This window comes from Mycobacterium colombiense (assembly GCF_003284935.1).
In the GTDB taxonomy this organism is placed as follows: Bacteria; Actinomycetota; Actinomycetes; order Mycobacteriales; family Mycobacteriaceae; genus Mycobacterium; species Mycobacterium arosiense_A.
Map to the genome: position 1 here is coordinate 123,335 of NZ_QMEV01000003.1, position 23,858 is coordinate 147,192.

Annotated in this window: 25 protein-coding genes; 13 read left to right on the forward strand and 12 right to left on the reverse strand. The window is 68.1% G+C overall.

Translation table 11 applies throughout. The features are described 5' to 3' along the window. Positions 1-558 carry an FKBP-type peptidyl-prolyl cis-trans isomerase gene (locus tag DQP57_RS02615; protein ID WP_165821736.1) on the forward strand — a complete coding sequence of 186 codons (558 nt, stop codon included), beginning with the start codon at positions 1-3 and terminating at the stop codon, positions 556-558. Positions 559-588: 30 nt separating this feature from the next. Here DQP57_RS02615 and DQP57_RS02620 read toward each other — a convergent pair whose 3' ends face one another. Next, the gene (locus DQP57_RS02620) at positions 589-1,032 is read right to left on the reverse strand and encodes a limonene-1,2-epoxide hydrolase family protein (RefSeq protein WP_112631434.1); all 444 of its coding nucleotides are present in this window, start codon (positions 1,030-1,032) and stop codon (positions 589-591) included. 98 nt (positions 1,033-1,130) lie between these two features. Next, positions 1,131-1,322: a SpoIIE family protein phosphatase gene (locus tag DQP57_RS02625; protein ID WP_165821729.1), complete on the reverse strand. Its 192-nt coding sequence runs from the start codon at positions 1,320-1,322 to the stop codon at positions 1,131-1,133. Positions 1,323-1,339: 17 nt separating this feature from the next. Here DQP57_RS02625 and DQP57_RS02630 point away from each other — a divergent pair, with 17 nt between their 5' ends. Next, positions 1,340-1,993 carry a heme oxygenase (biliverdin-producing) gene (locus DQP57_RS02630; RefSeq protein ID WP_112631438.1) on the forward strand — a complete coding sequence of 218 codons (654 nt, stop codon included), beginning with the start codon at positions 1,340-1,342 and terminating at the stop codon, positions 1,991-1,993. Positions 1,994-2,061: 68 nt separating this feature from the next. On the opposite strand, the gene DQP57_RS02635 is transcribed toward DQP57_RS02630, so the two are convergent. Next, a complete protein-coding gene (locus DQP57_RS02635) occupies positions 2,062-2,823 on the reverse strand; it encodes an SDR family NAD(P)-dependent oxidoreductase (protein ID WP_112631440.1) in 762 nt (253 codons plus the stop codon). Then, positions 2,804-3,037 (reverse strand): hypothetical protein, encoded by a 234-nt coding sequence (locus DQP57_RS02640; protein WP_205869011.1) that lies wholly within the window; start codon positions 3,035-3,037, stop codon positions 2,804-2,806. The genes DQP57_RS02635 and DQP57_RS02640 overlap by 20 nt, the downstream gene beginning before the upstream one ends. 284 nt (positions 3,038-3,321) lie before the next feature. Between DQP57_RS02640 and DQP57_RS02645 the strand changes: the two genes are divergently transcribed. From DQP57_RS02645 to DQP57_RS02655, 3 genes are all read left to right on the forward strand, one after another. Beyond that, on the forward strand, positions 3,322-4,005 hold the full coding sequence (locus DQP57_RS02645; protein ID WP_112631442.1) for a GAP family protein: 684 nt from the start codon (positions 3,322-3,324) through the stop codon (positions 4,003-4,005). A 52-nt stretch (positions 4,006-4,057) separates the two neighbouring features. After that, positions 4,058-4,825 (forward strand): class I SAM-dependent methyltransferase, encoded by a 768-nt coding sequence (locus DQP57_RS02650; protein WP_112631444.1) that lies wholly within the window; start codon positions 4,058-4,060, stop codon positions 4,823-4,825. 92 nt (positions 4,826-4,917) lie between these two features. Next, entirely contained in the window at positions 4,918-6,375 is a 1,458-nt protein-coding gene (locus tag DQP57_RS02655; RefSeq protein ID WP_112631445.1) for an aldehyde dehydrogenase family protein, read from the forward strand. Between the two features lie 5 nt (positions 6,376-6,380). Here DQP57_RS02655 and DQP57_RS02660 read toward each other — a convergent pair whose 3' ends face one another. Together DQP57_RS02660 and DQP57_RS02665 are read right to left on the reverse strand one after the other, a co-directional pair. Further along, complete coding sequence (locus tag DQP57_RS02660; protein ID WP_112631447.1) at positions 6,381-7,616, reverse strand: osmoprotectant NAGGN system M42 family peptidase; 1,236 nt, start codon at positions 7,614-7,616, stop codon at positions 6,381-6,383. 81 nt (positions 7,617-7,697) lie between these two features. Beyond that, positions 7,698-8,579 carry an HpcH/HpaI aldolase/citrate lyase family protein gene (locus DQP57_RS02665; RefSeq protein WP_112631449.1) on the reverse strand — a complete coding sequence of 294 codons (882 nt, stop codon included), beginning with the start codon at positions 8,577-8,579 and terminating at the stop codon, positions 7,698-7,700. Between the two features lie 184 nt (positions 8,580-8,763). Here DQP57_RS02665 and DQP57_RS02670 point away from each other — a divergent pair, with 184 nt between their 5' ends. Continuing rightward, complete coding sequence (locus DQP57_RS02670) at positions 8,764-9,687, forward strand: class I SAM-dependent methyltransferase (RefSeq protein ID WP_112631451.1); 924 nt, start codon at positions 8,764-8,766, stop codon at positions 9,685-9,687. A gap of 32 nt (positions 9,688-9,719) precedes the next feature. On the opposite strand, the gene zwf is transcribed toward DQP57_RS02670, so the two are convergent. Further along, positions 9,720-11,216, reverse strand: a complete 1,497-nt coding sequence (gene zwf / locus DQP57_RS02675) for a glucose-6-phosphate dehydrogenase (protein ID WP_112631453.1) — start codon at positions 11,214-11,216, stop codon at positions 9,720-9,722. Positions 11,217-11,350: 134 nt separating this feature from the next. On the opposite strand from zwf, the gene DQP57_RS26770 reads away from it, so the two are divergent. Continuing rightward, positions 11,351-11,533 carry a hypothetical protein gene (locus DQP57_RS26770; protein WP_197497982.1) on the forward strand — a complete coding sequence of 61 codons (183 nt, stop codon included), beginning with the start codon at positions 11,351-11,353 and terminating at the stop codon, positions 11,531-11,533. A 31-nt stretch (positions 11,534-11,564) separates the two neighbouring features. Here the strand turns inward: DQP57_RS26770 and DQP57_RS02680 are convergent, their stop codons facing one another. From DQP57_RS02680 to hrpA, 3 genes are all read right to left on the reverse strand, one after another. Beyond that, positions 11,565-12,542 carry a hypothetical protein gene (locus DQP57_RS02680; protein ID WP_112631455.1) on the reverse strand — a complete coding sequence of 326 codons (978 nt, stop codon included), beginning with the start codon at positions 12,540-12,542 and terminating at the stop codon, positions 11,565-11,567. A 91-nt stretch (positions 12,543-12,633) separates the two neighbouring features. Then, positions 12,634-14,109, reverse strand: a complete 1,476-nt coding sequence (locus tag DQP57_RS02685) for an FAD-dependent monooxygenase (protein WP_112631457.1) — start codon at positions 14,107-14,109, stop codon at positions 12,634-12,636. A gap of 154 nt (positions 14,110-14,263) precedes the next feature. Then, complete coding sequence (hrpA, locus tag DQP57_RS02690; protein ID WP_112631459.1) at positions 14,264-18,175, reverse strand: ATP-dependent RNA helicase HrpA; 3,912 nt, start codon at positions 18,173-18,175, stop codon at positions 14,264-14,266. Between the two features lie 138 nt (positions 18,176-18,313). On the opposite strand from hrpA, the gene DQP57_RS02695 reads away from it, so the two are divergent. The 4 genes from DQP57_RS02695 to DQP57_RS02710 all read left to right on the forward strand — a co-directional run bounded on the left by DQP57_RS02695 (position 18,314) and on the right by DQP57_RS02710 (position 21,376). Further along, the gene (locus DQP57_RS02695) at positions 18,314-19,336 is read left to right on the forward strand and encodes a YihY/virulence factor BrkB family protein (RefSeq protein ID WP_112631461.1); all 1,023 of its coding nucleotides are present in this window, start codon (positions 18,314-18,316) and stop codon (positions 19,334-19,336) included. A gap of 59 nt (positions 19,337-19,395) precedes the next feature. Next, positions 19,396-20,169, forward strand: coding sequence for an enoyl-CoA hydratase/isomerase family protein (locus tag DQP57_RS02700; RefSeq protein WP_112631463.1), 774 nt, complete (start codon positions 19,396-19,398; stop codon positions 20,167-20,169). Between the two features lie 78 nt (positions 20,170-20,247). After that, a complete protein-coding gene (locus tag DQP57_RS02705) occupies positions 20,248-20,607 on the forward strand; it encodes a DUF3253 domain-containing protein (RefSeq protein WP_240631654.1) in 360 nt (119 codons plus the stop codon). A gap of 106 nt (positions 20,608-20,713) precedes the next feature. Next, positions 20,714-21,376, forward strand: coding sequence for a cutinase family protein (locus DQP57_RS02710; RefSeq protein WP_165821738.1), 663 nt, complete (start codon positions 20,714-20,716; stop codon positions 21,374-21,376). Positions 21,377-21,382: 6 nt separating this feature from the next. Here DQP57_RS02710 and DQP57_RS02715 read toward each other — a convergent pair whose 3' ends face one another. Together DQP57_RS02715 and DQP57_RS02720 are read right to left on the reverse strand one after the other, a co-directional pair. Then, on the reverse strand, positions 21,383-22,042 hold the full coding sequence (locus tag DQP57_RS02715) for an IF2 family translation initiation factor (protein ID WP_112631467.1): 660 nt from the start codon (positions 22,040-22,042) through the stop codon (positions 21,383-21,385). Between the two features lie 27 nt (positions 22,043-22,069). Then, complete coding sequence (locus DQP57_RS02720) at positions 22,070-22,627, reverse strand: CsbD family protein (RefSeq protein WP_112631469.1); 558 nt, start codon at positions 22,625-22,627, stop codon at positions 22,070-22,072. Positions 22,628-22,902: 275 nt separating this feature from the next. On the opposite strand from DQP57_RS02720, the gene DQP57_RS02725 reads away from it, so the two are divergent. Both DQP57_RS02725 and DQP57_RS26775 read left to right on the forward strand, forming a co-directional pair. Then, complete coding sequence (locus tag DQP57_RS02725) at positions 22,903-23,157, forward strand: hypothetical protein (protein WP_112631471.1); 255 nt, start codon at positions 22,903-22,905, stop codon at positions 23,155-23,157. Between the two features lie 413 nt (positions 23,158-23,570). Further along, entirely contained in the window at positions 23,571-23,792 is a 222-nt protein-coding gene (locus DQP57_RS26775; protein ID WP_165821730.1) for a DUF6480 family protein, read from the forward strand. Positions 23,793-23,858: the final 66 nt, after the last annotated feature.

The following is a 23,858-nucleotide window of genomic DNA, read 5'->3' on the forward strand; positions in this document are numbered from 1 at the left end:
GTGAAGTCCTCCCGGATGTTTTCCTCCGTCGCGCTCGCGGCTTGTGTCGCGGCAACCGTTCTGACGCTCGCCGGAGCCGGCCCGGCCACAGCGGCCGGCTCGTGCCCCACCGCGGCGCCGCAAAACGGTGCCACGCCCGACTGGACGCTGAGCGGCACCACGGGCAGCGTCTCGGTCACCGGATCCACCGACACCGCCGCTCCGCTCGTGAAGGTGACCACGCCGTTCAGCGTGGGCCAGACCCAGGTGCACACCCTGCACGCCGGAGACGGGCCGGTGGTCTCGAACACCGCCAGGGTCTCCGTCTGCTACATGGGTGTCAACGGACGTGACGGGTCCGTCTTCGACAGCAGCTACCAGCGCGGCGCGCCGGTCGACTTCCCGCTTACCGGAGTCGTGCCGGGCTTTCAGAAGGCCATCGCGGGGCAGAAGGTCGGGTCGACGGTGGCCGTCGCGATGGTCCCCGCGGATGGCTACCGCGAGGGCCAGCCCAGCGCCGGCATTCAGCCCGGCGACTCGCTGGTCTTCGCGATCAAAATCCTCAGCGCCAACGGCTAGCTCGGCCCGCCAAATCCTCTGCCCCGCAGGCTAATCGCCCAACGGCGCGAACATCAGCGCGGGATCTATGCCGAGCTGTTGAGCTACGTGACTGGTGTCCCAGTACTCACGCCAGTGCGTGATCGCCCCGTCGCGAACCTCGAAAATCGCGGTGACGTGGAACGTGACGGCCACGCCGTTCATGGCGTTCACGTCGACTCGCTCGACGACGACGGTGTCGTGATCGGACACCATCGTGCGGATTTCACTCCCCTCGATCATGCCCGTCGCCAGGGTGTTGTGCTTCTCGAGTTCGGCGCGCGCCGCGTCACGGCCCCGCACGACCGGCGACAGCGGCACGTGCAGCTGCCACACGAAATCGTCGGCCATGAGCGCGGTCATCGCGTCCACGTCCATGCTCGTGCCGTAAGCGGCATGGATAAAGTCGACCACGATCTTTTCGTTGTCGTTTTTGGTTGCAACACTTTTCGCCATCGTATTGTCCTTTAGTGGTCAATGCAGCTCGCTATTTGTCGAACTGTAGATGGCCGCCGCTCGATTAGGCGCTGATATACGAATCGCTTAGCGGGAGTTCAGGGACGAAGCAGCGTGATGATGGTATGCCCCGCGCCCAACAGATCGAGCCCGCCGTCGATCCGCTCGCCGCGACGTTCCACCAGGCCGTCGGAGAACAGGACCAAGCCGTGTCCGGGTTCGACGGTGAAGGCACCGCGGCGTCGACTCCGGTTGGCCCCCGCGGTGACCGGTCCCGCCGGGACGACCAATGTAATCTGAGCAGGTCATGTGCTCGGTCGCCGTCCCCACCAGTCGCCGTCCGTCGGTCGCGATGAAGCAGGGCTCGGCGGCCGAACACGACGCCGCCGAGCAGAGCCCGTTCATGACCGAACTGCTGGCCGGCCGGATCGGCGCATCGGGCTATTCCGAGTACCTGCTTCGGTTGCGTGTCGTGTACGCCGCCCTGGAGGACGCCGTGCGAGCCCGTCGCGACGATGCCATGGTGGCCGCCGTGTACGACCCCGCGCTGGAGCGCCTGAGCGCTATCGACGCCGACCTCGATCACTGGCTGGCCCCGGGCGCCGCACGCGACGTCGACTCCCCCGCGGCGGCGGCCTACGCCGAGCGGTTGGGCACGCTCACGTGGGGTGGCGCGCTGGTGGCCCACCACTACACACGCTGTCTCGGGGACCTCTCCGGAGGCCGGGGCATCGGCAAAATCCTGGATCGCACCTTCAATCTCCGCGGCGCCGGACTGGCATTCTATGAATTCCCGGTGCGGCCCAAACCGTATAAGGACGCCTATCGGGCTCGCCTCGACGCGCTGCGTCCCGACGCGGGCGACATCGATCGCATAGTCGGTGAGGTGAAATACGCGTTCGGCCTGAACCAGGCCCTATTCGATGAACTGTCCGACAGCGCGCCGAGGCGTCGCCGCTGAATCACACCCGAGCCGAACCCCCGCCATAGGCCGGCGGGTGCCATCCGGGTATTGACCCGGCGAACGGGTCAGACCTGGTTGAATCCGCCGTCGGCGGTGACGGTGGATCCGGTGGTGAAGCTGGACAGATCGCTGGCCAAAAACACTGCGGCATTGGCGATCTCGGTCGGGTCGGCGAAGCGGCCCAGCGGGATGGTGGCGATGCGCCCGGCGCGGAACTCCTCGATCGAGGCGTCGGGATCGGTCTGCGCGGCCAGCGCGTTGCTTCCGGGGGTGGCTGTGGACCCGGCCACGATGACGTTGACCCGGATGTTGCGGTCGGCGAGTTCGTTGGCCCAGGCGCGGGCCAGGGATCGCACGGCGGCCTTGGTGGCGGCGTAGATGCTCAGCCCGGGGCGGCCGCGGTCGGCGGTGGTGGACCCGGTCAGAATGATCGACGCGCCGTCGTTGAGCAGCGGCAGCGCCTTTTGCACGGTGTAGACGACTCCCTTGACGTTGGTGGTCAGCAGCGCGTCGAGGTCGTCGTCGGTGATCTCCCCCAGCCGCGCCACCCGGGTCGATCCGGCGTTGGCCATCACGATGTCGAGTCCCTTACCGGCGGCCGCGACCTCGGCGTAGAGCCGATCGAGATCCTCCGGCGTTCCGACGTCGCCGCGCACCGCGCTCACGCGAGGGCCCAATGTGCGTGCCGCAGCGTCGAGTTCGGGCTGGCGCCGGCCGGTGATGAACACCCGTGCGGCGCCTTCGGCGAGAAACCGCTCGGCGGTGGCCAACCCGATCCCGGAGTTGGCGCCGGTGATGACGGCGATCCTATGGTCGAGCAATCCCATTCGGCTCTCTCCTCGAGTCGGTGCGGCCCGCGTAGGCCAGATAACCCCTTGCCGCCGTGGCCAATTCGTCGTCATCGACGTGAAGGTCGCCCAGGACGAACGGGGCACGGTCCGCGCGCATGTTGGAGCCGTCCACCTCGGAGCTTTGGTAGGACTCCAACGTCCAAGCCCCGGCGAGGTATTCGCGTCGATCCCGCGCGGTAAGCGTGGTCATGGCTGCCACCCCTCCATGATGTGCCGTTCAACCGTGGCCGCGACTACGCGCCCCACCGACGCCTCGATGATGCCGTGGATGACGTGCGCCGACGCCGTCGCCCCCCCGCGTCCCGCGCGGCGAGCACGTGATCACCGGTGCGAACCGCAAGCCTCACCCCGCACGCTTTCACCCGAACTCGTATTGTCTGCAGCATGATCGCCGCCTTGGTCCTCTCGCCGTGGTCAGTGCGCAGCCCGCTGTGGGCGGCCCGTAAATCCGCACGCTAGGCCCGGTGCTGACGCGTGGTGGCTTTGGCACTGGCGCTTGCCGGACTCGCGTTTCTCGACTCGCTCAACGTGCTCAACGTGGGAGTGGTCTCGGCCGTCATCTTCGACAGCCGGCTGGGGCGTCGGTCTCCGGTTCCCGGCGCCCTGAGTTACGTCGCGGGCGTGTTCGCGGTGACGACCACCTTCGGCGTGTGCACGGTGCTGGGCATCGGCTTCATCACCGAGGTCCTCGACTTTCACCTGACACCGGCGATTCGCTTCCGGGGCGAACTGCTGCTGGGGATCGCGCTGATCTGTTTGGCTTACTTTCCATTGACCGCGCAGTCGTCGGCGCCCGGCTGGGCGCTGGCGGCGATGCGCCAACGACCCTGGCTGCTCGGGTTTCTGGGGCTGGCGGTGGGCAGTGGCCAAGCTCCGACCGCCGTGCCCTATCTCACCGGCTTGGCGATGCTCGCGGCGCTACACCCGCGCCCGCCGCTCTGGCCGTTGATCATCCTCCTCTACTGGGCCATCGCGCTGTCGCCGCCGCTGCTGATCCTTGCCCTCTCGATGAGAAGAACCATGCGGGCCAAGCGCATTCAGCGGGCGATCGTGCGTGCCCTGACCCGCTACGGCCCGATGTCGGTGCGCCTGTTGTTCCTGGTTTTCGGAACCGGGCTCATCGCGGACGCACTCGTCAATCACAGCGCGCTGTGGTGAGGCGGCACAACTTCTCATGGCTTGCACAGCGAGCTGGATTACCTTGTCGCGTGTGACTGATCGCCAAGAACGCGCGATGTCCTTCGGGTCGATCGCGCAGGACTACGACGGGCTGCGGCCGCAGCCCCCGCGGCAAGCGGTGGACTGGCTGCTGCCGGCCGACTGCGAGATGGCCGTCGACGTCGGTGCGGGCACCGGACTGTTCACCCGCACGCTCGTCGGCCGGGCGTCGCACGTCGTCGCCGTCGAGCCCGATGCGCGGATGCGGGCGGTGCTGGCCGAACGGTCCCCCGAGGTTCGCGCCATGGCGGGCACCGGTGAGGCCATTCCCCTCCCGGACCGCTGCGCCGACGCGGTCTTCGTCTCCTCCGCATGGCACTGGATGGATCCCGACCGGGCCGTCCCGGAGATCGGCCGGGTACTGCGCGACGGCGGGCGGTTCGGGCTGATCTGGACCAGTCGGGACCGTGACGTCGACTGGGTCCGCGACCTCGAGGTGCTGCCCAAGGACGACTCATCCGAATTGGATGCGCCCGACCGGTTCCGCCGGCGCCACGAGAACGTCGTGCTGCCGGACCCGCAGATCTTCCACAACATCGCCCGGGAGACGTTCGAATTCGCGCGGACGATGACCGTCGACGACGTCGTCGCGATGCTGGCCACCTACAGCCGGGTGATCATCGGCTCTCCAGACGACCGCGCGCAGCGGCTCGACAACGCCCGAGCCATCTTGACCGAGCGTTTCCCCGGCGCGGAGACGATAGACGTCCCCATGCAGTCTCGGTGCTGGCGCGCCGATCGGATCCCCCGCGGCCGTTAGGCGCCGCGGCGCGTGGACGCTCCTTGTGCCGGATGTCGTAGACAGCAAGGGGTTAAGCGCGTAACTTCTGCCGCATTCACTGAGGAGACGCAATGACGGTGCAATCCGTGTTGGACGAGGTCCGAGAACGCCCGGGTACCGGTGACGTGATCCCGGTCTTCGATCCCTCCACCGAGGAACAGATCACCGAGTTCACCGACTGCGGCACCGAAGCCGTCAACGAGGCGGTCGCGCGCGCGAAGGCCAGCGCCGAGTCGGGGATCTGGTCCGGAAAGCCGGACTACGAGCGGGCGAAGATCTTGTGGCGCGTCGCCGACCTGATCGACGACAACGCCGAGTTGCTCGCCGAGCTCGAAATGCTCAATGCCGGAATGTATCCCGCTCAAGCGCAGATGCAGGTGAAGATCGGCGCCGAGTGGTTCCGCTACTACGCGGGCTGGTGTACCAAGATCGACGGGATTGCGCGCGACGTGAACACCGGCGGACTGACCGGCGTCGACTCGCACATGCACACCTATACGGTGCGCGAGCCCTACGGCGTGGTCGGACTGATCTTCCCGTGGAACGGGCCGGTGTTCAACTTCTGCGCCAAGCTCGCGCCCTCGCTGGCGGCCGGCTGTAACAGCGTGGTGAAACCCGCTGAGGAGACGCCCCTTTCGGCACACGTGCTGATGCGCCTGCTGGCCGAGGCCGGGGTGCCCGACGGGGTCGCGAACCTGGTCAACGGTTACGGGCACACGGTCGGCGCGGCGATCACCGCGCACCCCGACGTGGAGAAGGTCGCCTTCACGGGCTCGACGGAGGTGGGCCGCGCGATCGTGCACGCCGCGGCCGACAGCAACCTCAACAAGGTCACCCTCGAACTCGGCGGCAAGTCACCGGTGCTGATCTTCGATGACGCGAAACTGAAGAAGGCCATCCCCATGTCGGCGTTCGGCACGTTCGTGCACTCGGGGCAGGCCTGCGTGTGTGGTTCGCGCATTTTGGTGCAGCGTGGCGTGTACGACCAGGTCGTCGAGGGTATGGCGATGGTCGCGAATGCCATGAAGATGGGCGGCCCGAAGGAAGAGGGCACCATGAGCGGGCCGCTGATCAGCCAGAAGCAACTCGACCGTGTGCTCGGTTACCTGGAGCAGGGCAGGTCCGATGGCGCGGAGATCGTCACCGGCGGCCACCGGCTCGATCGGAAGGGGTACTTCGTGCACCCGACGGTCGTCACCAACGTCGATCCCGACACCAGCCGGCTGTTCCAGGAAGAGATCTTCGGGCCGGTCGTCACGATCCTGCCCTTCGATGACGAGGACGAGGCCGTCGCGTTGGCCAACAATAGCACCTACGGGCTGGCCGCCACGGTGTGGACCAAAGACCTGGGCCGCTCCCATCGGCTGGCCAAGCGCCTGGCGGCCGGAACCGTCGGGCTCAACTGCGCGTTCCCCTACGACCACTCGATGCCGTTCGGCGGCTACAAGCAGTCCGGCTGGGGCCACGAGTCCGGCAAGGCCGGCGTCGAGGCCTACCTACAGACGAAGATCGTCTGGGCCCAGATGTAGCGGCATCAGGCCTGGGGGCCTTCCGAGGGTGGCCAGACCGTTCCGGGCGACGCTTCGCCGGGGCTTTCGAAATCGCCGCGGGCCAGCGGCACCCACCGCTCGCTGGGCGCGGGCTGCTCCGACGACGGGAAGTCGCGCAGAGCGCCCGTCGGCTTGGCGTCCCATTTGGCGAACGTCAACGGTGTCTGCAGCCAGCAGTGCAGGAGGTTGTAGGCGGCTTCCAGCGAATCGATGTGCGTGCGCTCCCAGCCATGACTGCCGTCGAGGCCGAAGCCGACGAGCGCCGCGCGGGTGTTGGCCCCGGCCTCGATGGCCGCCGCGGCGTCGGAGCGGTAGTAGCGAAAAATGTCGCGGGCGAACGGGATTCCATGCTCGTGGGCGAGCCGGCAGAGTTTGCGGGTCAGGTGGTAGTCGAACGGGCCGTGCATGTCGGCCATCGGGATCGTCACACCGTCCTCGAGGGAATGCTGGCCCGGCGCGCACACCGCGTTGTCCACCGAAACCAGCTCGGCGACATCGGCGGGCAGGCCGTGGCTGGCCCCGTGGCCGACCTCCTCGGTGATGGTGACCATGATGGTGGTGCGGTGCGGCAGCACCACCTTGTTCTCGGAGAAGTTCTTGGCCAGCGCGAGCGCGATCGCGACACCCGCCTTGCCGTCCAGGTGGCGCGACACGATGAAACCGTCGGCGGTGAGCTCGGGGCTGGTGATCAACGCCACGAAATCGCCGACCTGCAGGCCGAGCCGAACCAGGTCCTCTCGCGAGGACACCTTGCGGTCGATGCGGACCTCGGCGTGCTCCCAGTTCGTGGGTTGCGTGTCGATCTCGTCGCCGAACGCATGCCCGCTGGCCTTCAGCGGCATGACCGTGCCGGTGATGAATTCCTCGGGGTCGTCGATGAAGATGCGCACCCGGGCGCCCGCGGCGAACCGCGCCGAAAACGTGCCCACCGGAACCAGTTGGAGGCGGCCGTTGTCCTTCAGGTCGCGAACCATGCAGCCGATGGTGTCGGAGTGAACCACCAGGGCCCGGTCGATGGTGGCGGACTCACCCGGCAGTTCGGCGGTCAGCGCCCCGCGCCGGGTCAGCGTGAATGGCACCCCGAAGTGGTCGAAGATGTCGCCGATCACCTGCATCACCGCGTCCGTGCGTCCCGACGGGCTCGGGGTCTGCAGCAGCGCCAGCAGGGTGTCGATCATCCAGGTGCGGTCGGCCTCGGCCATGGCCGCGGTCTGGCCCACGTTTTCTCCTCTCGAGTCGCCTCCGGACGCGTTCAACCTACCGTGTGAGCGGCATCGAACGCCCGTCGCGGGCCGCCGGCCCTAGGAAGCGGATTCCATCTCGGAGATCAGATCGGCGAGGGTGAGGATGCGCTGGGCGTCACGCACATGCAGGCTCTCGATCATGCGGCCGTCGACGGTGATGACGCTGGTGCCGGCCGCCTGGGCCTCCTCGTAGGCCGAGACGATCTTGCGGGCGTCCTCCACGTCTTTGTGCGACGGCCCGAACAGCTCGTTGGCGGGGGCGATCTGCGACGGGTGGATCAGCGTCTTACCGTCGAAGCCCATCTCGCGGCCCTGCTGGGCCTCGGCCCGGAATGCGCCCGCGTCGGTGATGTCGTTGAACACACCGTCCAAGATGACCTTTCCGGCCGCCCGTGCTCCCAACAATGCCAAGCCGAGGGCGGGTACGGCGGGCGCGCGCCCGGGGACGTGCAGGCCGTGCAGCTCATTGACCAGGTCGTTGGTGCCCACCACCAAACCGGCCAGGCGATCGCTGGCCGACGCGACCTCCTCGGACCGCAGAAAGGCCCGGGGCGTTTCGATCATCACCCACAGCTGCAACGACTTCGGCGCTCCCAAGGCGTCCAGCGCGTCGGCCAGCGCTTGAACCTGTTGGCCCGTCTCGACTTTCGGCACCAGCACGCCGTCGGCGCTCGATCGGGCCACGGCCGCCAGGTCATCGTCGTGCCAGTCGGTGTCCAGGCCGTTGATGCGCACCACGACCTCGCGGGGGCGGTAGCTCTCCGACGAGATCGCGTCGCACACCGTCGTCCTCGAATCGGCCTTCGCGTCGGGACCCACGGCGTCCTCGAGGTCGAAGATCAGCACGTCCGCCGGCAGCGTCTTACCCTTTTCCAGCGCGCGTGGCTTGTTGCCGGGCAGGTACAGGGCGGATCGGCGCGGGCGCAGGGTGGGTGCCATGAAAGCGGTTCACTTCCTGTGGTCGAGGAGCGGGACGGGAGTCACGGGCCTGCGCGGTGGGTGCGGGGTGCGCTCGGCATAGGCAGAAAGTACCCTTCGGTACCGGTGGTGCGGTCGCCGGTGGTGTGCGGCCAGGCAGGCGAATTGGGCGACGCGTCTAGTGGATCCCGGAAGGGGAAAGCGAATGTCATCATTTGGTTCGGCGCGTAGCGAGGGCGACAGCTGGGACCTGGCCTCCAGCGTGGGGGCGACCGCGACGATGGTGGCGGCCTCCCGGGCGCTGGCGTCCCGCGAGCCAGACCCATTGTTGGATGACCGATTCGCCGAGCCGTTGGTGCGGGCGGTCGGTCACCCCTTCTTCATCCGCATGCTGGACAACGACATCCCGCTGGAAAGCGACGACATGCCGATGACGCTGCAACAGCGGCGCGAACAGATGACGGTGCGGACGAGGTTTTTCGACGACTTCTTCGGCGCCGCCACCGCCGCCGGGATACGGCAGGCCGTCATCTTGGCCGCCGGGCTCGACGCGCGGGCCTATCGGTTGGCATGGCCGTCGGGCACCGTGGTTTTCGAGGTCGACCAGCCGCAGGTGATCGCCTTCAAGACCGACACGCTGACCCGGCTCGGTGCCGAACCGACCGCGGAACGGCGGACCGTCGCCATCGACCTTCGCGAAGATTGGCCGACGGCATTGCGCGACAGCGGTTTTGACGCCGGCTCCCCCACCGCCTGGATCGCCGAGGGCCTGCTGCCCTACCTGCCGCCGGACGCCCAGGACCGGCTGTTGGACAACATCACCGCGCTCAGCGCGCCGGGCAGCCGGCTGGCCACCGAGAACATCACCGACATGAGCGTGTTCACCGACGAACGCGCCCGGGCGATGCGCAACACCTGGCGTCAGCACGGGCTCGACATCGACGTCGCCGAGCTCGTCTGGCTCGGCGAGCGACGGCCGGCGGCCGAGCACCTGGCCGACACCGGCTGGAACGTCACCCGCCGCCCCACCGAAGAGGTCTATGCGGACTACGGATTCGTGCTACCGGACAACGAAATCCTCAAGCAATTCCGTCACTCGATCAGTTACCTCAGCGCCGAATTGACCTGAGCCTTAACATTTTCGGCGGGCGAGCGGTTCCGTTAGGACTTGGCTTCGCGCCACCCCCGCTCGAACGGCAGCCGCCATGCGTTGGGCGCGATGAGTTGGTGAATAGCGTTGGGGCCCCACGTGCCTGGCTGATACATCTTGGCGGGGGGCGGATCGGTGAGCAGATCTTCGGAACGCTCCCACAATGATTCGATGCCCTCAGCGGTGTTGAACAGCGTGTGGTCGCCCCGCATCGCGTCCAGGATCAGGCGTTCGTAGGCCTCGAGGACGTCCACGACGGTGTCGATCTCCTGCGAGGAAAACTGCATGGACAGCTTGTCCAGCTTCATGCCCGGGCCGGGTCGCTTGCCGTAGAACGACAACGAGACCTTCGAGTTGTCGGCGAGGTCGAATGTGAGGTGATCGGGCCCCTGCGTGCCCACCCCGGACCCGGGCGGAAACATGGTCCGCGGAGCCTCTTTGAACGCGATCGAGATGATGCGGATCCCCTCGGCCATCTTCTTGCCGGTGCGCAGGTAGATGGGCACCCCGGCCCATCGCCAGTTGTCGATGCCGACCTTGAGGGCGATAAAGGTCTCGGTGTCGGAATCCTTTGCCACCCCGTCCTCGTCGCGATATCCGTTGTACTGACCCCGAACAACGTTGGACGGCTTGACCGGCAGCATCGACCGAAAGACCTTGTTCTTCTCTTCGCTGATGGCGAACGGTTCGAGCGCGGTCGGCGGCTCCATCACCACGAACGCCATCACCTGGAACAGATGGGTTACCACCATGTCCTTATAGGCCCCGGTCTCTTCGTAGAAATTCGCCCGCTGATCCAGTCCCAGGGCCTCGGGAATGTCGATCTGAATGTGGTCGATGAAATTGCGGTTCCAGATCGGCTCGAAGAGACCGTTGGCGAAGCGGAACGCCAGGATGTTCTGCGCGGCTTCCTTGCCCAGGAAGTGGTCGATGCGGAAAATCTGTGATTCCTCGAAGGTTTCGTGCACGAAGTCGTTCAGCGCCACCGCGCTGGCCAGATCGGTGCCGAACGGTTTCTCCATCACCACCCGCGAACGCTCGACCAGCTTGGCGTCGCGCAGCATCGTGATCACGGCCCGCGCCGCCTTGGGCGGAACCGACAGGTAGTGCAGGCGTCGAACGTTGGGACCCAGATTCTCCTCGGCCTGGGCCACCGCCTCGGCCAGCCCCTCGGGTCCGGCGCCCTGTGGGACGTAGCTGACGATGCTGGCGAAGTTGGCCCACTGTTCGTCCGAGAGCTTGTGGGTGCCGAAGGAATCGATCGCCTCCTTCGCGAGCTCGCGGAATTCCTCCTGGCTCAGGTCCTCCAGCGACGTGGCGACGATCTGGATATTGGGCGCCAATTCCGACTGGTCCAGATAGGCCAGACCGGGGATCAGTTTTCGTTTGGCCAGATCGCCGGTCGCCCCGAAAAGGACGATGACGTGTGGGTCGAGCGAATCGGCGTGGCGGCGATGCGGGCGCGCGTCGGCGGGGTAAGCGATGGTCTGAGGTTTCTCGGTAGCCACTCTTGCGATACTTCCACCGTCGCGGCGCTGTGTCTCGTCTGTCTCGCGGCCGGCCGGTTCTGGTTAACAACCGCTCGATCGGGTATTGAATAGCGGCGGGTTCCCGGCGCCGGGTCCCGTCCCCACCCACGCCATTGGAAAGCGATATGACCAAACCGGACAAAGACCCGCTGAGCCGCGCGCAGGAGCTGGAGAACATCGTCGATCAGCTCGAGGAGAAGGTCACCGAGGAAAGCGAAGCCGAAGGCGTTCCCGGAAACCGCAGCGACCGGGAACAGGCGGCTGTTCGAGGTGCCACCAACGAGCCGCCGGACTGAGCGGTCGCTGGCCTGGCTCAGACGAGCACCCTCATTCGCTCGGGAAGTCGACGGCGTGCGCCTTCAGCGTCGCCAGCAGCTCGGGCGTGGGCCATTCGTTGGCCCGGTAGCGGACCGGGCTGATTCCCGCCACGGGCAGGATGCCCACCGCATCGACGACGGTGGCGAATGGCACGGTGAACTTGTCGGAAACGTTGGACGGATCGCCGACCAAAAAGGTCACGTAGTCGGTTTGCGGCAGCTCCCACGGGATCCCCTGCCCCCACGCCACGGTGGTGCGCCGGCCCCAGGCCGTCTCGATCACCTGCGCTTCGCCGACGTATTGCGGGAACAATTCGCGCTCATAGTGCTCCCGCAAGAATTCGGTTTGATGGCGGTATTCCTGTGTGGCCAACAAGGTTCGGGCCCGTAGCGCCAGCTCGCGCAGGGGATGCGGGCCGGCCTGGTCGAACGGCGCGATGACGGTGCCCTCGATCGTGTAGCCCTGTGGCGAGATGGGCTGTTCGGCATCGAGGTACATCTGCTCGGCGACCTCGAAGAGGTTCGCGGCGTCGTCGGGTGCGTCGGTGCCCAGCAGCAAGACGCCGTCGCCGGGGAAGAACACCAGCGGACGGGGGCCGCCGGCCACCGCCAGCGAGCCCAGCCAGCCGGTGGCCAGGATCATCGATTCGATATAGGTGCCGCCGTCGGCATCCTTCAACAGGAACTTCTCGCCCGGGGCGAAGGTCTGTTGACGCGCCGACAGGTTCTCCCTGGCCACCGCGAAGGCCTCATCGCCGGTGATGCCCCACGCTGAAGTCTCCGCCGGTGTCACCATGGCCCGCACGGTGGGCAGGTCGACCACGACCATCTCGTTGATGAAGGGAAACACCGGGCGCACCCACGGCTGACCGCCGGCGTTGACCAAGTAATTCACGTAGCTCTGCGGTCGCAACACCGGCCTGAGCAAGGGTTGGGCCTCGGCCCAATCCTCCGGCGCCGCCGGCGGTTGCTCGGTTGCGATATCCACGGTGCGTGCTTCCTGCTCTTGAACAGCGAACACGCACGTTACACCCTGCGCCGGGCGGCACAAGTCACCTTTTTCGGCGCGCGTACCGCCCTCACGTTGCGACGGGCGGTCCGAACCAGGTGCCGAGGGCCTCGCGCAGCGCCGCGTCGGCTCCGGCGCCGACCCAGGCGACGTGTCCGTCCGGCCGGATCAACGCCGCAGTCGGTGCGCTCACCGCGCCCAGCGCCGGAAGCTGCCATGTACCAACATGTTTCGCGTCGACGAGTCGCACCCGGTGCGCCCAGGATGCGATGTCGATGCGGCCGGCCTCCCCGAAATTGAGCAGCACCGGGCGGGCATCTCGCAGGAGGTCGAAGACGCGCGACGAACCGTCGGCGGTGAGCAGATCCAGGTCGGGCATGCGTCGCCCCACCAGGGGGTGCCCCTCCCCCAGGTCGTACCGGATGTCCAGGCCCGACATCATCGCTGCGAAGCGGGCGCGGGGTTCGTCCATCTCGAGAAGCTCGGTCACGGTGTCGCGCAGCGCCTGGGTGCGTTCGTCGGGGCGAAGGAGCGCCATCTGCGCCAGCGCATTGCGCAGCACGCGGCGAGCGACGGGATGCCGTTCGGCGTGATAGCTGTCCAGCAGGCTGTCGGGCGATGTCTTGTCGACCACCTGGCCCAGCTTCCAGCCCAGATTCACCGCATCCTGCACCCCGGTGTTCAGGCCCTGCCCGCCCACCGGGTGATGGATATGTGCGGCATCGCCGGCCAGCAGAACCCGCCCGCGCCGGTAGCTGGCGGCCTGGCGCGCCGCGTCGGTGAACCGGGAAATCCATGCGGGACTGTGGATCCCGTAGTCGGTGCCGTACACGGCGACCAGGGCCTCGCTCAACTCGCGCAGCGTGGGTTCGGTGGGCGGCCCGAGGCGCCGCTCGGTGACCATGATCCGAACCGGTCCCCCCTCCTCGGCAACCGAGAGGGCATGGACACCGAGCGCGTCGTGATGGATGCCCCACTGCGGGGATTGCCCGGCCCCCGAATCCAATTCGGCCTCGGCGAGCAGATAGCTCGTCGTCGCCTCCCAGCCCGGAAAATCGATGTCGGCGGCTTTGCGGACGACGCTGCGTCCGCCGTCGCACCCCACGACATACTGGGCCCGCAGCACCCGGCCATCGTCCAGCCCGAGGTCCACGCCATCGCCGTCCTGCGCGACGGTCGCGACCTCTTGACCGCGATAGATCGGCACGCCGAGTTCGTCGACCCAGTCCGCCAGGATGCGTTCGATCTCGTTCTGCCACAGCGCGAGTCCGTAGGGATGCCGGGTGGGAAAGTTACTGATGTCCAGCCGGATCTGGGAGAAGCCGGCGACCTGCGCCACCTGGCCCCGCGACAGAAACCGATCGGCGATGCCACGCTGATCGAGAACCTCGATGGTGCGGGCGTGCAGGCCGCCGGCCCGCGTCCCCACCAGGTCCTGGTTGGTGCGCCGCTCGACGATGGCGGCGTCGATCCCCGCCAAGCCCAGTTCGCCCGCCAGCATCAGCCCCGTCGGCCCGCCGCCGGCAATGAGCACCGCGTGCTCCATGCCGCCGCGCGAGCTCTCCGCTGATCTCGAAACACCCACTTCGCCACCCCGATTCGCCTGAATTCCGGTTGAGGACAGCGATTTTGCAACACCACCCGGGCCTTGCGGCAAGCCCCCGGGTGCGCTATAGGTTGAAAGTGGCGGGGAACATCCATCACCAGCGGTCGCGCAGGGCATCGATCGCGCGGTAGATCCGCTGCTCGCTGACCGGGCGGGGCGTGCCGAGTTGCTGGGCCCACAGGCTCACCCTGAGTTCCTCGATCTGGCGGGAGACATCGCGAACGTCGGGGGCCGTGCTGGCCTCCTGGGGCAGCGCACGCAACAGCTCGGCGTAGGCGTCCTGCACGGCGTGCACCCGCTGCATGCGCTCCCGATCGGCCTGGACCGCACGGGCCAGGCTCTCGAGGCGGCGGCGGATCGCGATCAGGTAGCGGGTGAGGTCGGCGAGGTGCGCGGCCCCGGTGCTGGTGACGAATCCCGCCGGCAACAGCCGACCCAGCTGCGCGCGGATGTCGGCGACCGCATCGGCCTGCGCGGCCGGCGGATTCGCGGGCACCAGCAGTTGCACGTCCTGAGCGGCGGCCAGCACCTTCTCGACCCGTCCCACAACGTCGACGGTGGTCGGCGACAAAGACTTTGCCGCCCGCTGCTGCAGCTCGGTGAACTCCGCGCGAGTCCATACCGGCGCCGGCACGAGCACGTCGGCCGCGGCGTCGGCGCAGTCGTCCAGGAGTGCGGACAGGTCGCCGTCCGGATTGGTGCCGAGAACCAACCGGGTGCGCGGATCAAGTTGACGCGCAATCGCTTTGGCCGGGGACGCGACGCTGAGGCGCACCAATCGCCGGATGCCGGGTCGCATCGCCTGCTCCTGTTCGGACGACGTGGCGAACACCCGCAGGCTCACGCCGCCGTCCGCGTCGACGAATGCGGGAAATCCCCGCACGGTGCGCCCAGCGACCGTGCGTTCCACGACCCGCGGCAGTTCGTCGAGGTCCTCGGGCCAGCCGCGCAACCCGGTTCGCTCCAGATCACCCGCGACCGCACGGGTGACGGCCTGCCGGGCCGGCGTCGTGAGCCGCTCTTGCAGTGCCCGCAGATCCTTGCCGCGCGCCAGCTCGCCGCCGTCACCGGACTCGACCGCGAACGTCACCCGCAGATGCGACGGCAGCTTGTCCAGGTCGAAGGCGTCGACGGGGACCAGCACCCCGGTGCGACGGCGTAACTCGCGTTGCAGCGCCGGCAGCAACGGTTCCCCGCCCGGGTCGATTGCCGCCAGCACCGCGCGGGCGGTGTCGGGGGCGGGAACGAAGTTGCGGCGCAAGTCTTTCGGCAGTGAGCGGATGAGCGCGGTCACCAGCTCCTCGCGCAGCGCCGGCACCTGCCAGGCGAACTCGTCGCCGCCCAGGCGCGCCAGCACGTCGATCGGCACGTGCACGGTGACCCCGTCGTCGGCGGCGCCAGGATCGAAGCGGTAGGTCAACGGCAGCGCGACGTCGCCCGTCCGCCACGTGGTGGGGCGATCGGCGTCCGCCGTCTCGTGCGTGCGCAGCAGGTCGGCGCGGGTGAAGGTGAGCAGGTCCGGCGTCTTGTGGCGCTGCTTTTTCCACCAGGCGTCGAAGTTTCGCGCCGAGACGACATCGGCGGGGATGCGGGCGTCGTAGAGCGCGTAGATCTCGTCGTCGCCCACCAGCAGGTCGCGGCGGCGTGCCCGCTCTTCCAGGTCTTCGAGCTCGGTGCGCAGTCGCGCGTTGTCACCGAAGAAGCGATGACGGGTGTGCCAGTCGCCCTCGACCAGCGCGTGGCGGATGAACAGTTCGCGCGCCACCGCGGGCTCGATGCGTGCGTATCCGACGCGGCGGCGCGCGACGAGGGGCAGCCCGTACAGCGTCACCCGCTCGTAGGCCATCACCTCGCCGCGCTGGGCGTCCCAGTGCGGTTCGCTGTAGGCGCGCTGCGCCAGGTCGCCGGCGACCCGCTCCACGACTTCGGGCTGGATGCGGGCGGCGGTGCGCCCGTACAGCCGGCTGGTCTCGACCAGCTCCGCCACGACGACCCAGCGCGGGGGCCGCTTGGTGAGCGCCGAGCCGGGCGCCAGCACGAAATGCGAGTTGCGCGCGCCCAGATACTCGCGGGTGTCTTCGCGGCGCATTCCCACATGCGACAGCAGCCCGGCGAGCAGCGCCGCGTGCACCCGGGCCGGATCGGCCGGCGCATCGGACGGGTCCTCGACGATGCCCAGGTCGCGGGCGATGCTGCGCAGCTGCCCGACCAGGTCCTGCCACTCCCGGATGCGCAGGTAGTGCAAAAACTCCGAACGGCACATCCGCCGGAATGCATTGCCCGATAACGACTTCCGCTGCTCGCGCAGATAGCGCCACAGGTTGAGGTAGGACATGAAATCGGAGTGCTCGTCGGCGAAACGGGCATGCTTTTGGCGGGCCGCCTCCTCGCGGTCGCTCGGCCGTTCCCGCGGGTCGGGGATGGTCAACGCCGCGGCCAGCACCAGCATTTCGGGCACGCATCCCTCGGTTTGGGCCTGCAGGATCATTCGGCCCAGCCGCGGGTCGACGGGCAGCCGCGCGAGGCGGCGGCCGAGGTCGGTGATCGCGCCGTGCTGGTCGAACGCGCCCAGTTCCTGCAGCAGCTGCACTCCGTCGCGCACGCTGCGGCGGTCCGGCGGATCGAGGAAGGGGAACTTCTCGATGTCGCCGAGCTGCAGCGCCGCCATCTGCAACAGCACGGCGGCGAGATTGGTCCGCAGTATCTCGGGGTCGGTGTAGCGCGGCCGGGCCGCGAAGTCCTGTTCGGCGTAGAGCCGGATACACACCCCGGGCGCGACGCGGCCGCACCGGCCGGCGCGCTGGGCGGCGGACGCCTGCGAGATGGGTTCGATCGGCAGCCGCTGCACCTTCAGGCGCCGGCTGTAACGCGAGATGCGGGCGTTGCCCGGGTCGATCACGTAGCGGATCCCCGGCACGGTCAACGACGTTTCGGCGACGTTGGTGGCCAGCACGACGCGGCGCCCGGTATGGGGCGCGAACACCTTCTGCTGCTCGGCGGTGGGCAGCCGGGCGTACAGCGGAAGCACCTCGGTGTGTTTGAGGGCACCGCCCAAAGCCTCTGCGGTGTCCCGGATCTCGCGTTCGCCCGACAGGAAGACGAGGATGTCCCCCGGCGGCTCGGCCTCCAGTTCGGCGATGGCGTCGACGATCGCCTCGACCTCGTCGCGGGTCTCGGTGCGCACGATCTCGTGGTCGGGGTCGTCGGGATCGTCGCCCGACGCGGCGGGCACGGCGACCTCCAGCGGTCGGTAGCGCACCTCGACCGGATACGTCCGCCCCGACACCTCGATGATCGGTACGCCGCCGCTGAAGTGGTCCGCGAACCGCTGCGGCTCGATGGTCGCCGAGGTGACGATCACCTTCAGGTCGGGCCGGCGCGGCAGCAGCTCGCGCAGGTAGCCGAGCAGGAAATCGACGTTGAGGCTGCGCTCGTGGGCCTCGTCGAGGATCAGGGTGTCGTAGCGCAGCAGGCGACGGTCGCGCTGGATCTCGGCGAGCAGGATGCCGTCGGTCATCAGCTTGATCAGCGTGCGGTCGCTGACCTGGTCGGTGAACCGCACCGTGTAGCCGACGATGTCGCCGAGCGGGCTGTCCAGCTCGTCGGCGATGCGCTGCGCGACGGTGCGCGCGGCCAGCCGGCGGGGCTGGGTGTGCCCGATGGTCCCGCGGATGCCGCGGCCGGCCTCCAGGCAGATCTTGGGCAGCTGGGTGGTCTTCCCGGACCCGGTCTCCCCGGCGATCACCACCACCTGATTCGCGCGGATCGCCTCGGCGATTTCCTGCCGCCGCTCGCTGACCGGCAGGTCGGGATAGGCGATCGCGGGCACGGCGGCCTGACGGGCCGCGACGACCGCATGCGCGGCCGCGATCTGGTCGGCCAGCTGGCGCAGCTTCTCGGGTGGGCCCCCGTGCAGATTCCTCAGGCGCCGGCCGAACCGCGCGGCGTCACGCAGCGTCACACCGTCGAGCTGAGTGCGCAACTGCGCTGCAGACGGTTCGGCCACCCCGCACAGAATAGGCACCCGAACGGCCGTCACCCCAACGCGCCGGGGCGGCCGGCGGGGTTGGCGGCAGCCGAATCCGGGTATCACGTGCCGAGTGCATCGAACGTAGATGCCGGCTTGCGGGGGAAGTGATCGGCGATGGTCGGTTGGCTGGACAGGCTGCAGCGACGGAATCGCGTCGTCGGCGTGATCGTCGCTGTCGTCTACAAATACAACGACGACCAGGGCGGTTATCTCGCGGCCCTGATCACCTATTACGGGCTGGTGTCGCTGTTTCCGCTGCTGCTGCTGTTGACCACCGGCCTCGGGGTGGTGCTGGCCGGCAGACCCGATCTCCAAGCACAGGTGCTGCACAGCACGTTGAGCCAGTTCCCGGTGCTCGGCGACGAGCTGCATCACCCCCAGGGGCTCAGCGGCGGAGCGGTGGGCGTGGCCGTCGGGCTGCTCGGCGCGCTCTACGGCGGGCTGGGCGTGGGGCAGGCCCTGCAGAACGCGATGGACACGATCTGGGCGGTGCCGAAACACAAGCGCCCCAACCCGATTCTGTCCCGGCTGCGCAGCCTGCTGTTGCTGTTGCTGCTCGGCTCGGCCGCCATCGCGGCCACCGTGTTGGCCGCGGCGGGCCACGCCACCGGAGCGCTTGGCGTGTTCAGCAAGATCGGCCTTGCACTGGCCGCCGTGGCGATCAACGCAATGATCTGCCTGGTGGCCTTTCGCGTCACGACCGCGCGCGCACTGACATACAGGCAGGTGTGGCCCGGAGCCCTTGCCGCCGCGTTCATTTGGCAGATGCTCCAGTGGTTCGGCGCCGGCTACGTCGCGCACACCGTCAAACGGGCCAGCGCCACCAATAGCGTGTTCGCGCTGGTGTTGGGGGCATTGGCGTTTCTGTTCCTGGCGTCGGTGGCGCTGGTGATGTGCGCCGAGGTCAACGTCGTCTTGGTGGAGCGGCTCTACCCGCGCGCGTTGCTCGGCGCATTCAGCGACGACGCGGATCTGACGATGGCGGATCGGCGAACCTACACCAAAAAGGTCAAAGCCGAACGGGTCAAAGCCTTCGAGCGGGTCCATGTGCATTTCGACGACATCAAACGGTTGCCCTCGAAAACCGTTGGGCGCCTTGGCGTTTTTCATGACTTTCGCCGCCCGCGCACGCCATGACCAGGGATTGTTCCCCGGCTCATGGCAAGGGCGCGGGCGTGGCGCAATAGTCTGCAGTGATGAGTCTGGTCACCTATGAGCAGCACGACCACGTTGCCACGATCACCCTGAACCGTCCCGAGGCGCGCAACGCCATCAACGGCGCGCTGCGCCAGGACCTCAACGCCGCCTGGGATCGCTTCCGCGACGACCTGGACGCCTGGGTCGGAATCCTGACGGCCAACGGCGGCGTCTTCTGCGCCGGCGGCGACCTCAAGGACGGGGAGGGCTCGGTCGGCACCTTCGGTGGCACCTTCTGGGAGAAGCCGACGATCAACTCGTTCGAATCCGGCATGGAATTGTTCAAGCCGACCATCGCCGCCGTGCACGGCCCCTGCATCGGCTACGGGGTGACCGGGGTGTTGTTCTGCGACTTCGTCATCGCCAGCACCGAGGCCACGTTCTGTTTTCCCGAGGTGTCGATCGGGGTGCCCACCATCGTCGGGGCCATCCGGCTGCCCCAGCGGGTGGGCTGGGCCAACGCCATGGAGTTGTTGTTGACCGGAAAACCCATGAGTGCCGAGCGGGCCAAGGAGATCGGCCTGGTCTGGAAGCTGGTCGAGCCCGACCAGCTGCAGGCCGAAGCCCAGGCGTGGGCACGCACCCTCACCGAGGCGGCGCCGCTGGCCCAGCGGGCGACCAAGGAGGTGGCGTGGCGAACCGCGGACATGGGCTGGATCGAATCGGTGCGGTTCGGCGAGACCATGCGCAAGGTGGCCGGTGCGACCGAAGACGTCGCCGAGGGGCTGCGGGCCTGGGCGGAGAAGCGCAAACCGCAGTGGCGCGGCCGCTGAGGCCTGCGGGCGGTGCCAGAACGCGTGGCGCAGCCGGCCGGGCCCGGTTCGACCGGGTAGTGGCGAATGGGCGGCGCCGTGGCCTTGACTGGTGGGGTGGGTCAGCGGTCGCGTGACGAACTGGTTCGGGTGCTCGGCGGTGGCGGCCGCGGCGCCGATCACGCCGAGATCGCCCTCGGCGACGGACCGATCGGGCGCCGGCTGGAGGCGGCTATCCGCGCGTTGACCGAGCATCGCGGGCCCCGGAGCAGCATCTGCCCGTCGGACGCCGCCCGCGCGCTGGGCGGCGACGACTGGCGGGAGTTGATGGACGACGCCCGCGAGTCCACCCGGCGGCTCGCCAGGTCGGGTGAGGTGGAGATCACCCAGCGTGGCAACGCCGTCGACCCCGACGGTGACTGGTCCGGACCCATTCGCATCCGCGCCATCCGCTCGTAGCCCATTGACGTTGGGCGGCAAGGTTATTCGCCAGATCCAAGGCGCCCGGCCGCGCCAGCGCCAACCGCCGGGACCGCCGGAACCGGCGATATGACAGGATTTCGGCATGAGTGCACGCGGACTTGCTCGCTTGGTTGGTATCCCGGTTCTGATGGTGTGGGCGCTGCTGAGTGCACCCATCGGCGGCCCCACCGCCGCCGCCGATCCCTGCTCGGACGTCTCGGTGGTTTTCGCCCGGGGCACCCATCAGGAGCCCGGCCTGGGCAACATCGGACAGGCCTTCGTCGACTCGCTCACCTCGCAGCTGGGCGGTAAGTCCGTCGACGTCTACGCGGTCAACTACCCGGCCAACGACGACTACCACAACAGCGCCAACGCCGGCGCCAACGACGCAAGCGCGCACATCCAGGACGTCATCGCCAGCTGCCCGAACTCCCGCATCGTGCTCGGCGGCTATTCCCAGGGCTCGACGGTGATCGACCTGGCCACCAACGCGCTGCCGCCGTCGGCGGCGAACCACGTTGCCGCCGTCGCCCTCTTCGGCGAGCCGACCAGTCAGTTCTCCACCATGCTGTGGGGCGGTCAGCCGCTACCGACGATCAATCCGGCGTACGGCGCCAAGGTCACCAGCCTGTGCGCGCCCGACGACCCGATCTGCTCCGGCGGCGGCAACATCATGGCCCATGTCTCCTACATCGACGCCGGGATGACCGCCCAGGCCGCCACGTTCGCGGCCAACAGGATCAACCAGGCTTCGCCGCAGACCTGAGGCGCCTCAGTCGTTGGCCCGCTCCTCTTGCCGTTGCCGCTTCTCGGCGGCCGCCAGCTCGGCCACACGATCCGCCTCGGCCCGCTTGCCGGCCGCTTCGCCGAGCTTGTCCTCGGCTTCGTCGACCTTGGCCGCGGCCTTCTCGGCGGCCTGAGTCCGGTTTTCCACCTGGCGCTTGGCTGACTCGACCCCCTGCTTGCGCTTGGCGGCCGCCTCGTCGGCGCGCTGCTTGGCCGCGGCGCTCTGCTGCTGCGCCGACTGCGCCGCTTCGCGTTTGCGCCGCTCGGCGTCGATGCGCGCCTCTTTGACCTCCTGTTTGGTGGCGTCCTGCGCCTCCTCGCGCTCGCGGACCGCCTCGTCGCGGGCGTCCTTGAGCTTCGCGTCGGCCTGTTCCTTCCGGGCCGCAGCCCTGGCGTCCAGTTGAGCGGCCCGTCCCAGCGCGTCGCTGCGATCGACCAGGGCGGCGCCCCGTTCGACGATCGTCGGGTCGCCGAGCGCGTTGCCCACGGTGCTGTCGAGCATGCCCAGTGAGCGCTCATAGAGCAGTCGGGCGGGTGCTTCGGTCGGGATCCGGTTGACCACACGATCCTCGATCAACTGCAGCGGGAACCGGGCGAGTTGGTAGTGAAACCGCAGAACTGCCAACGGGACTTCGGAAATTTTCATCAACTTCTCCTGTGTGAGGCCCCGCCGTCAGGGCAGGTCGGCTTCGTCGGTCACGTTCTGGGCATGGCGTCGCAGTCGCTCGGCTTCCGACTGGTCGTTGCGGGCCACCTGGACCGAGGTCTGGTGTTCGGCGACGGCGTCGATGATGCCTTCGGACGCTTCGCGGATCTCCGCCCGCTCTTCGGCCCTGGCTCGTTGAATGTCGCGCTGCGCGTCCACCTCGGCCTGGGTCTTTGCGGCGGTGGCCTGCTGAAGCGCCGCGCGGTCGGCCGCCCGCTTCTGCGCGGCCTCCTGGGCCTCGATCGAATTCTCGGCGGCCACGGCCTGGGCGTTGGCCGCCAGGCGTTGCTGGGCGCCTTCGATCCTGGCTTCGGCCGCATCCTCTTGCGCCTGCTTGACCTGGGCTTCGGCCACCGCCTCCGTCGCGTTCGCTTCCTTGCGTGCGTGCGCCTGGGTCTGCTCGAGTTGCCCCTCGGCGGTCAGCGATTCGTTGCCCGTAACAGCGCCGACGACCTCTTTTGCCTTGCCTTTGATCGAGTCGATCAGGCCCCTGCGCGCTTCGTCGGCCTTGTTGTGCTCACTCATCGAAATACTCCTTGAGGGTGGCCAGGAACGTTCGTCCGTGCCAGGTGTGTGATTCCACGGACTGAGCCGCTCAAACATTGGCGTGTCGCGGGTCACGCGTCGACGACCGGGGTCGGCCGCGCGATTCGTGATGAATCACCAAGCACCACCGCAGTTTTCGCCCCGGGCGGGCCCGGTATCGGGCATAAAACGAACGAAATGGCCCCCTCGAGCGGGTCGCCGAGGCCTACCGGGCCATGGGCGCGCGCCGCGCCGGTTCGGCTAACGTCGACCTTATGTCCAAAGTGTCCGGCAACGACCTGATCGACGACGTCACCCCTGGCGACATCATCGCCGTGGACCGCGGTTCGGGTGAACAGCCCTACAAAGTCGTCTTCAAAGACGCCAGCGACGCGGGATATCTCCTCACGTTCGAGACCGACCGCGGTGAGACCTTTCAGCTCGACCTGCCCGCCGGCACCAGGGTGACGAGATCGCTCGAGGCCAAATGGGAGTCCGCGCAAAGTCCCACCCCGAACTCGGAGATCTGAGGCCGCAGTCAGGCGCCCACCCCGGGACCTGTTGAGCGACAGGCCTTTCGAACGATCCCCGCCCGCCCTGTGGGCCGGCGCGCGCTGACACCGCCCATGGCGCCAATCGGCGCCGGCAACTGGCGGCTGCGCGCTCGGTTTGGATGGCTCGTGGGCGGGTACCGCCATGCCCCGACGGAGGGAGCACGCGGTGAGCTATCTACAGCCAGCCAAAAACGAAGTGCTGGGCGCGGTCAACACGGTGATCACCTGCCATCCCCGATGGCCAGGGCGCGACCGGTCACCATCGCCTGCCCCGTCGAACGGGTCGCGCAATCGTGGTGCGACCCCGACCAACTGTCGGTGGGGCATTCGGGTGGCGATGCGACCGAATGTCCCTCACGCCGCCCGCGACGAAAGGGCCGGAGTCGATCATGACTGCGCAACCGCCCGATCCTGACCCGACGCAGATTCCCGGGCTGGAGCCCGGAGGGGGCAGCGCGCCGGGCGCCACTCCCCCGGCCGCGCCCCAGACCTCGGGGGTGTCCGCACCACAGCCGCCGAACACCCGCCGCTTCACTCCCAGTTTCGTGCTGACCGTGGTCGCCGTGTTTTCTTCGTCGTCGCGTTCATCGCGGTGGCGGTGCTGCTGGTGATGAAGATGACCGGGGCGGCCGGCTAGCGTGCGGAAACCGTTTGCAGCGGCTCGCGATTACGTTGGT

What these genes read in the sequence shown, in the direction of transcription:
- DQP57_RS02620 (WP_112631434.1), bottom strand. Translation starts at nt 1,032, where the DNA reads ATGGCGAAAAGTGTTGCAACCAAAAACGACAACGAAAAGATCGTGGTC.
- DQP57_RS02630 (WP_112631438.1), top strand. Translation starts at nt 1,340, where the DNA reads ATGTGCTCGGTCGCCGTCCCCACCAGTCGCCGTCCGTCGGTCGCGATG.
- DQP57_RS02635 (WP_112631440.1), bottom strand. Translation starts at nt 2,823, where the DNA reads ATGGGATTGCTCGACCATAGGATCGCCGTCATCACCGGCGCCAACTCC.
- DQP57_RS02640 (WP_205869011.1), bottom strand. Translation starts at nt 3,037, where the DNA reads ATGACCACGCTTACCGCGCGGGATCGACGCGAATACCTCGCCGGGGCT.
- DQP57_RS02655 (WP_112631445.1), top strand. Translation starts at nt 4,918, where the DNA reads ATGACGGTGCAATCCGTGTTGGACGAGGTCCGAGAACGCCCGGGTACC.
- DQP57_RS02665 (WP_112631449.1), bottom strand. Translation starts at nt 8,579, where the DNA reads ATGGCACCCACCCTGCGCCCGCGCCGATCCGCCCTGTACCTGCCCGGC.
- DQP57_RS02670 (WP_112631451.1), top strand. Translation starts at nt 8,764, where the DNA reads ATGTCATCATTTGGTTCGGCGCGTAGCGAGGGCGACAGCTGGGACCTG.
- DQP57_RS02685 (WP_112631457.1), bottom strand. Translation starts at nt 14,109, where the DNA reads ATGGAGCACGCGGTGCTCATTGCCGGCGGCGGGCCGACGGGGCTGATG.
- DQP57_RS02695 (WP_112631461.1), top strand. Translation starts at nt 18,314, where the DNA reads ATGGTCGGTTGGCTGGACAGGCTGCAGCGACGGAATCGCGTCGTCGGC.
- DQP57_RS02700 (WP_112631463.1), top strand. Translation starts at nt 19,396, where the DNA reads ATGAGTCTGGTCACCTATGAGCAGCACGACCACGTTGCCACGATCACC.
- DQP57_RS02710 (WP_165821738.1), top strand. Translation starts at nt 20,714, where the DNA reads ATGAGTGCACGCGGACTTGCTCGCTTGGTTGGTATCCCGGTTCTGATG.
- DQP57_RS02715 (WP_112631467.1), bottom strand. Translation starts at nt 22,042, where the DNA reads ATGAAAATTTCCGAAGTCCCGTTGGCAGTTCTGCGGTTTCACTACCAA.
- DQP57_RS02720 (WP_112631469.1), bottom strand. Translation starts at nt 22,627, where the DNA reads ATGAGTGAGCACAACAAGGCCGACGAAGCGCGCAGGGGCCTGATCGAC.
- DQP57_RS02725 (WP_112631471.1), top strand. Translation starts at nt 22,903, where the DNA reads ATGTCCAAAGTGTCCGGCAACGACCTGATCGACGACGTCACCCCTGGC.
- DQP57_RS26775 (WP_165821730.1), top strand. Translation starts at nt 23,571, where the DNA reads ATGACTGCGCAACCGCCCGATCCTGACCCGACGCAGATTCCCGGGCTG.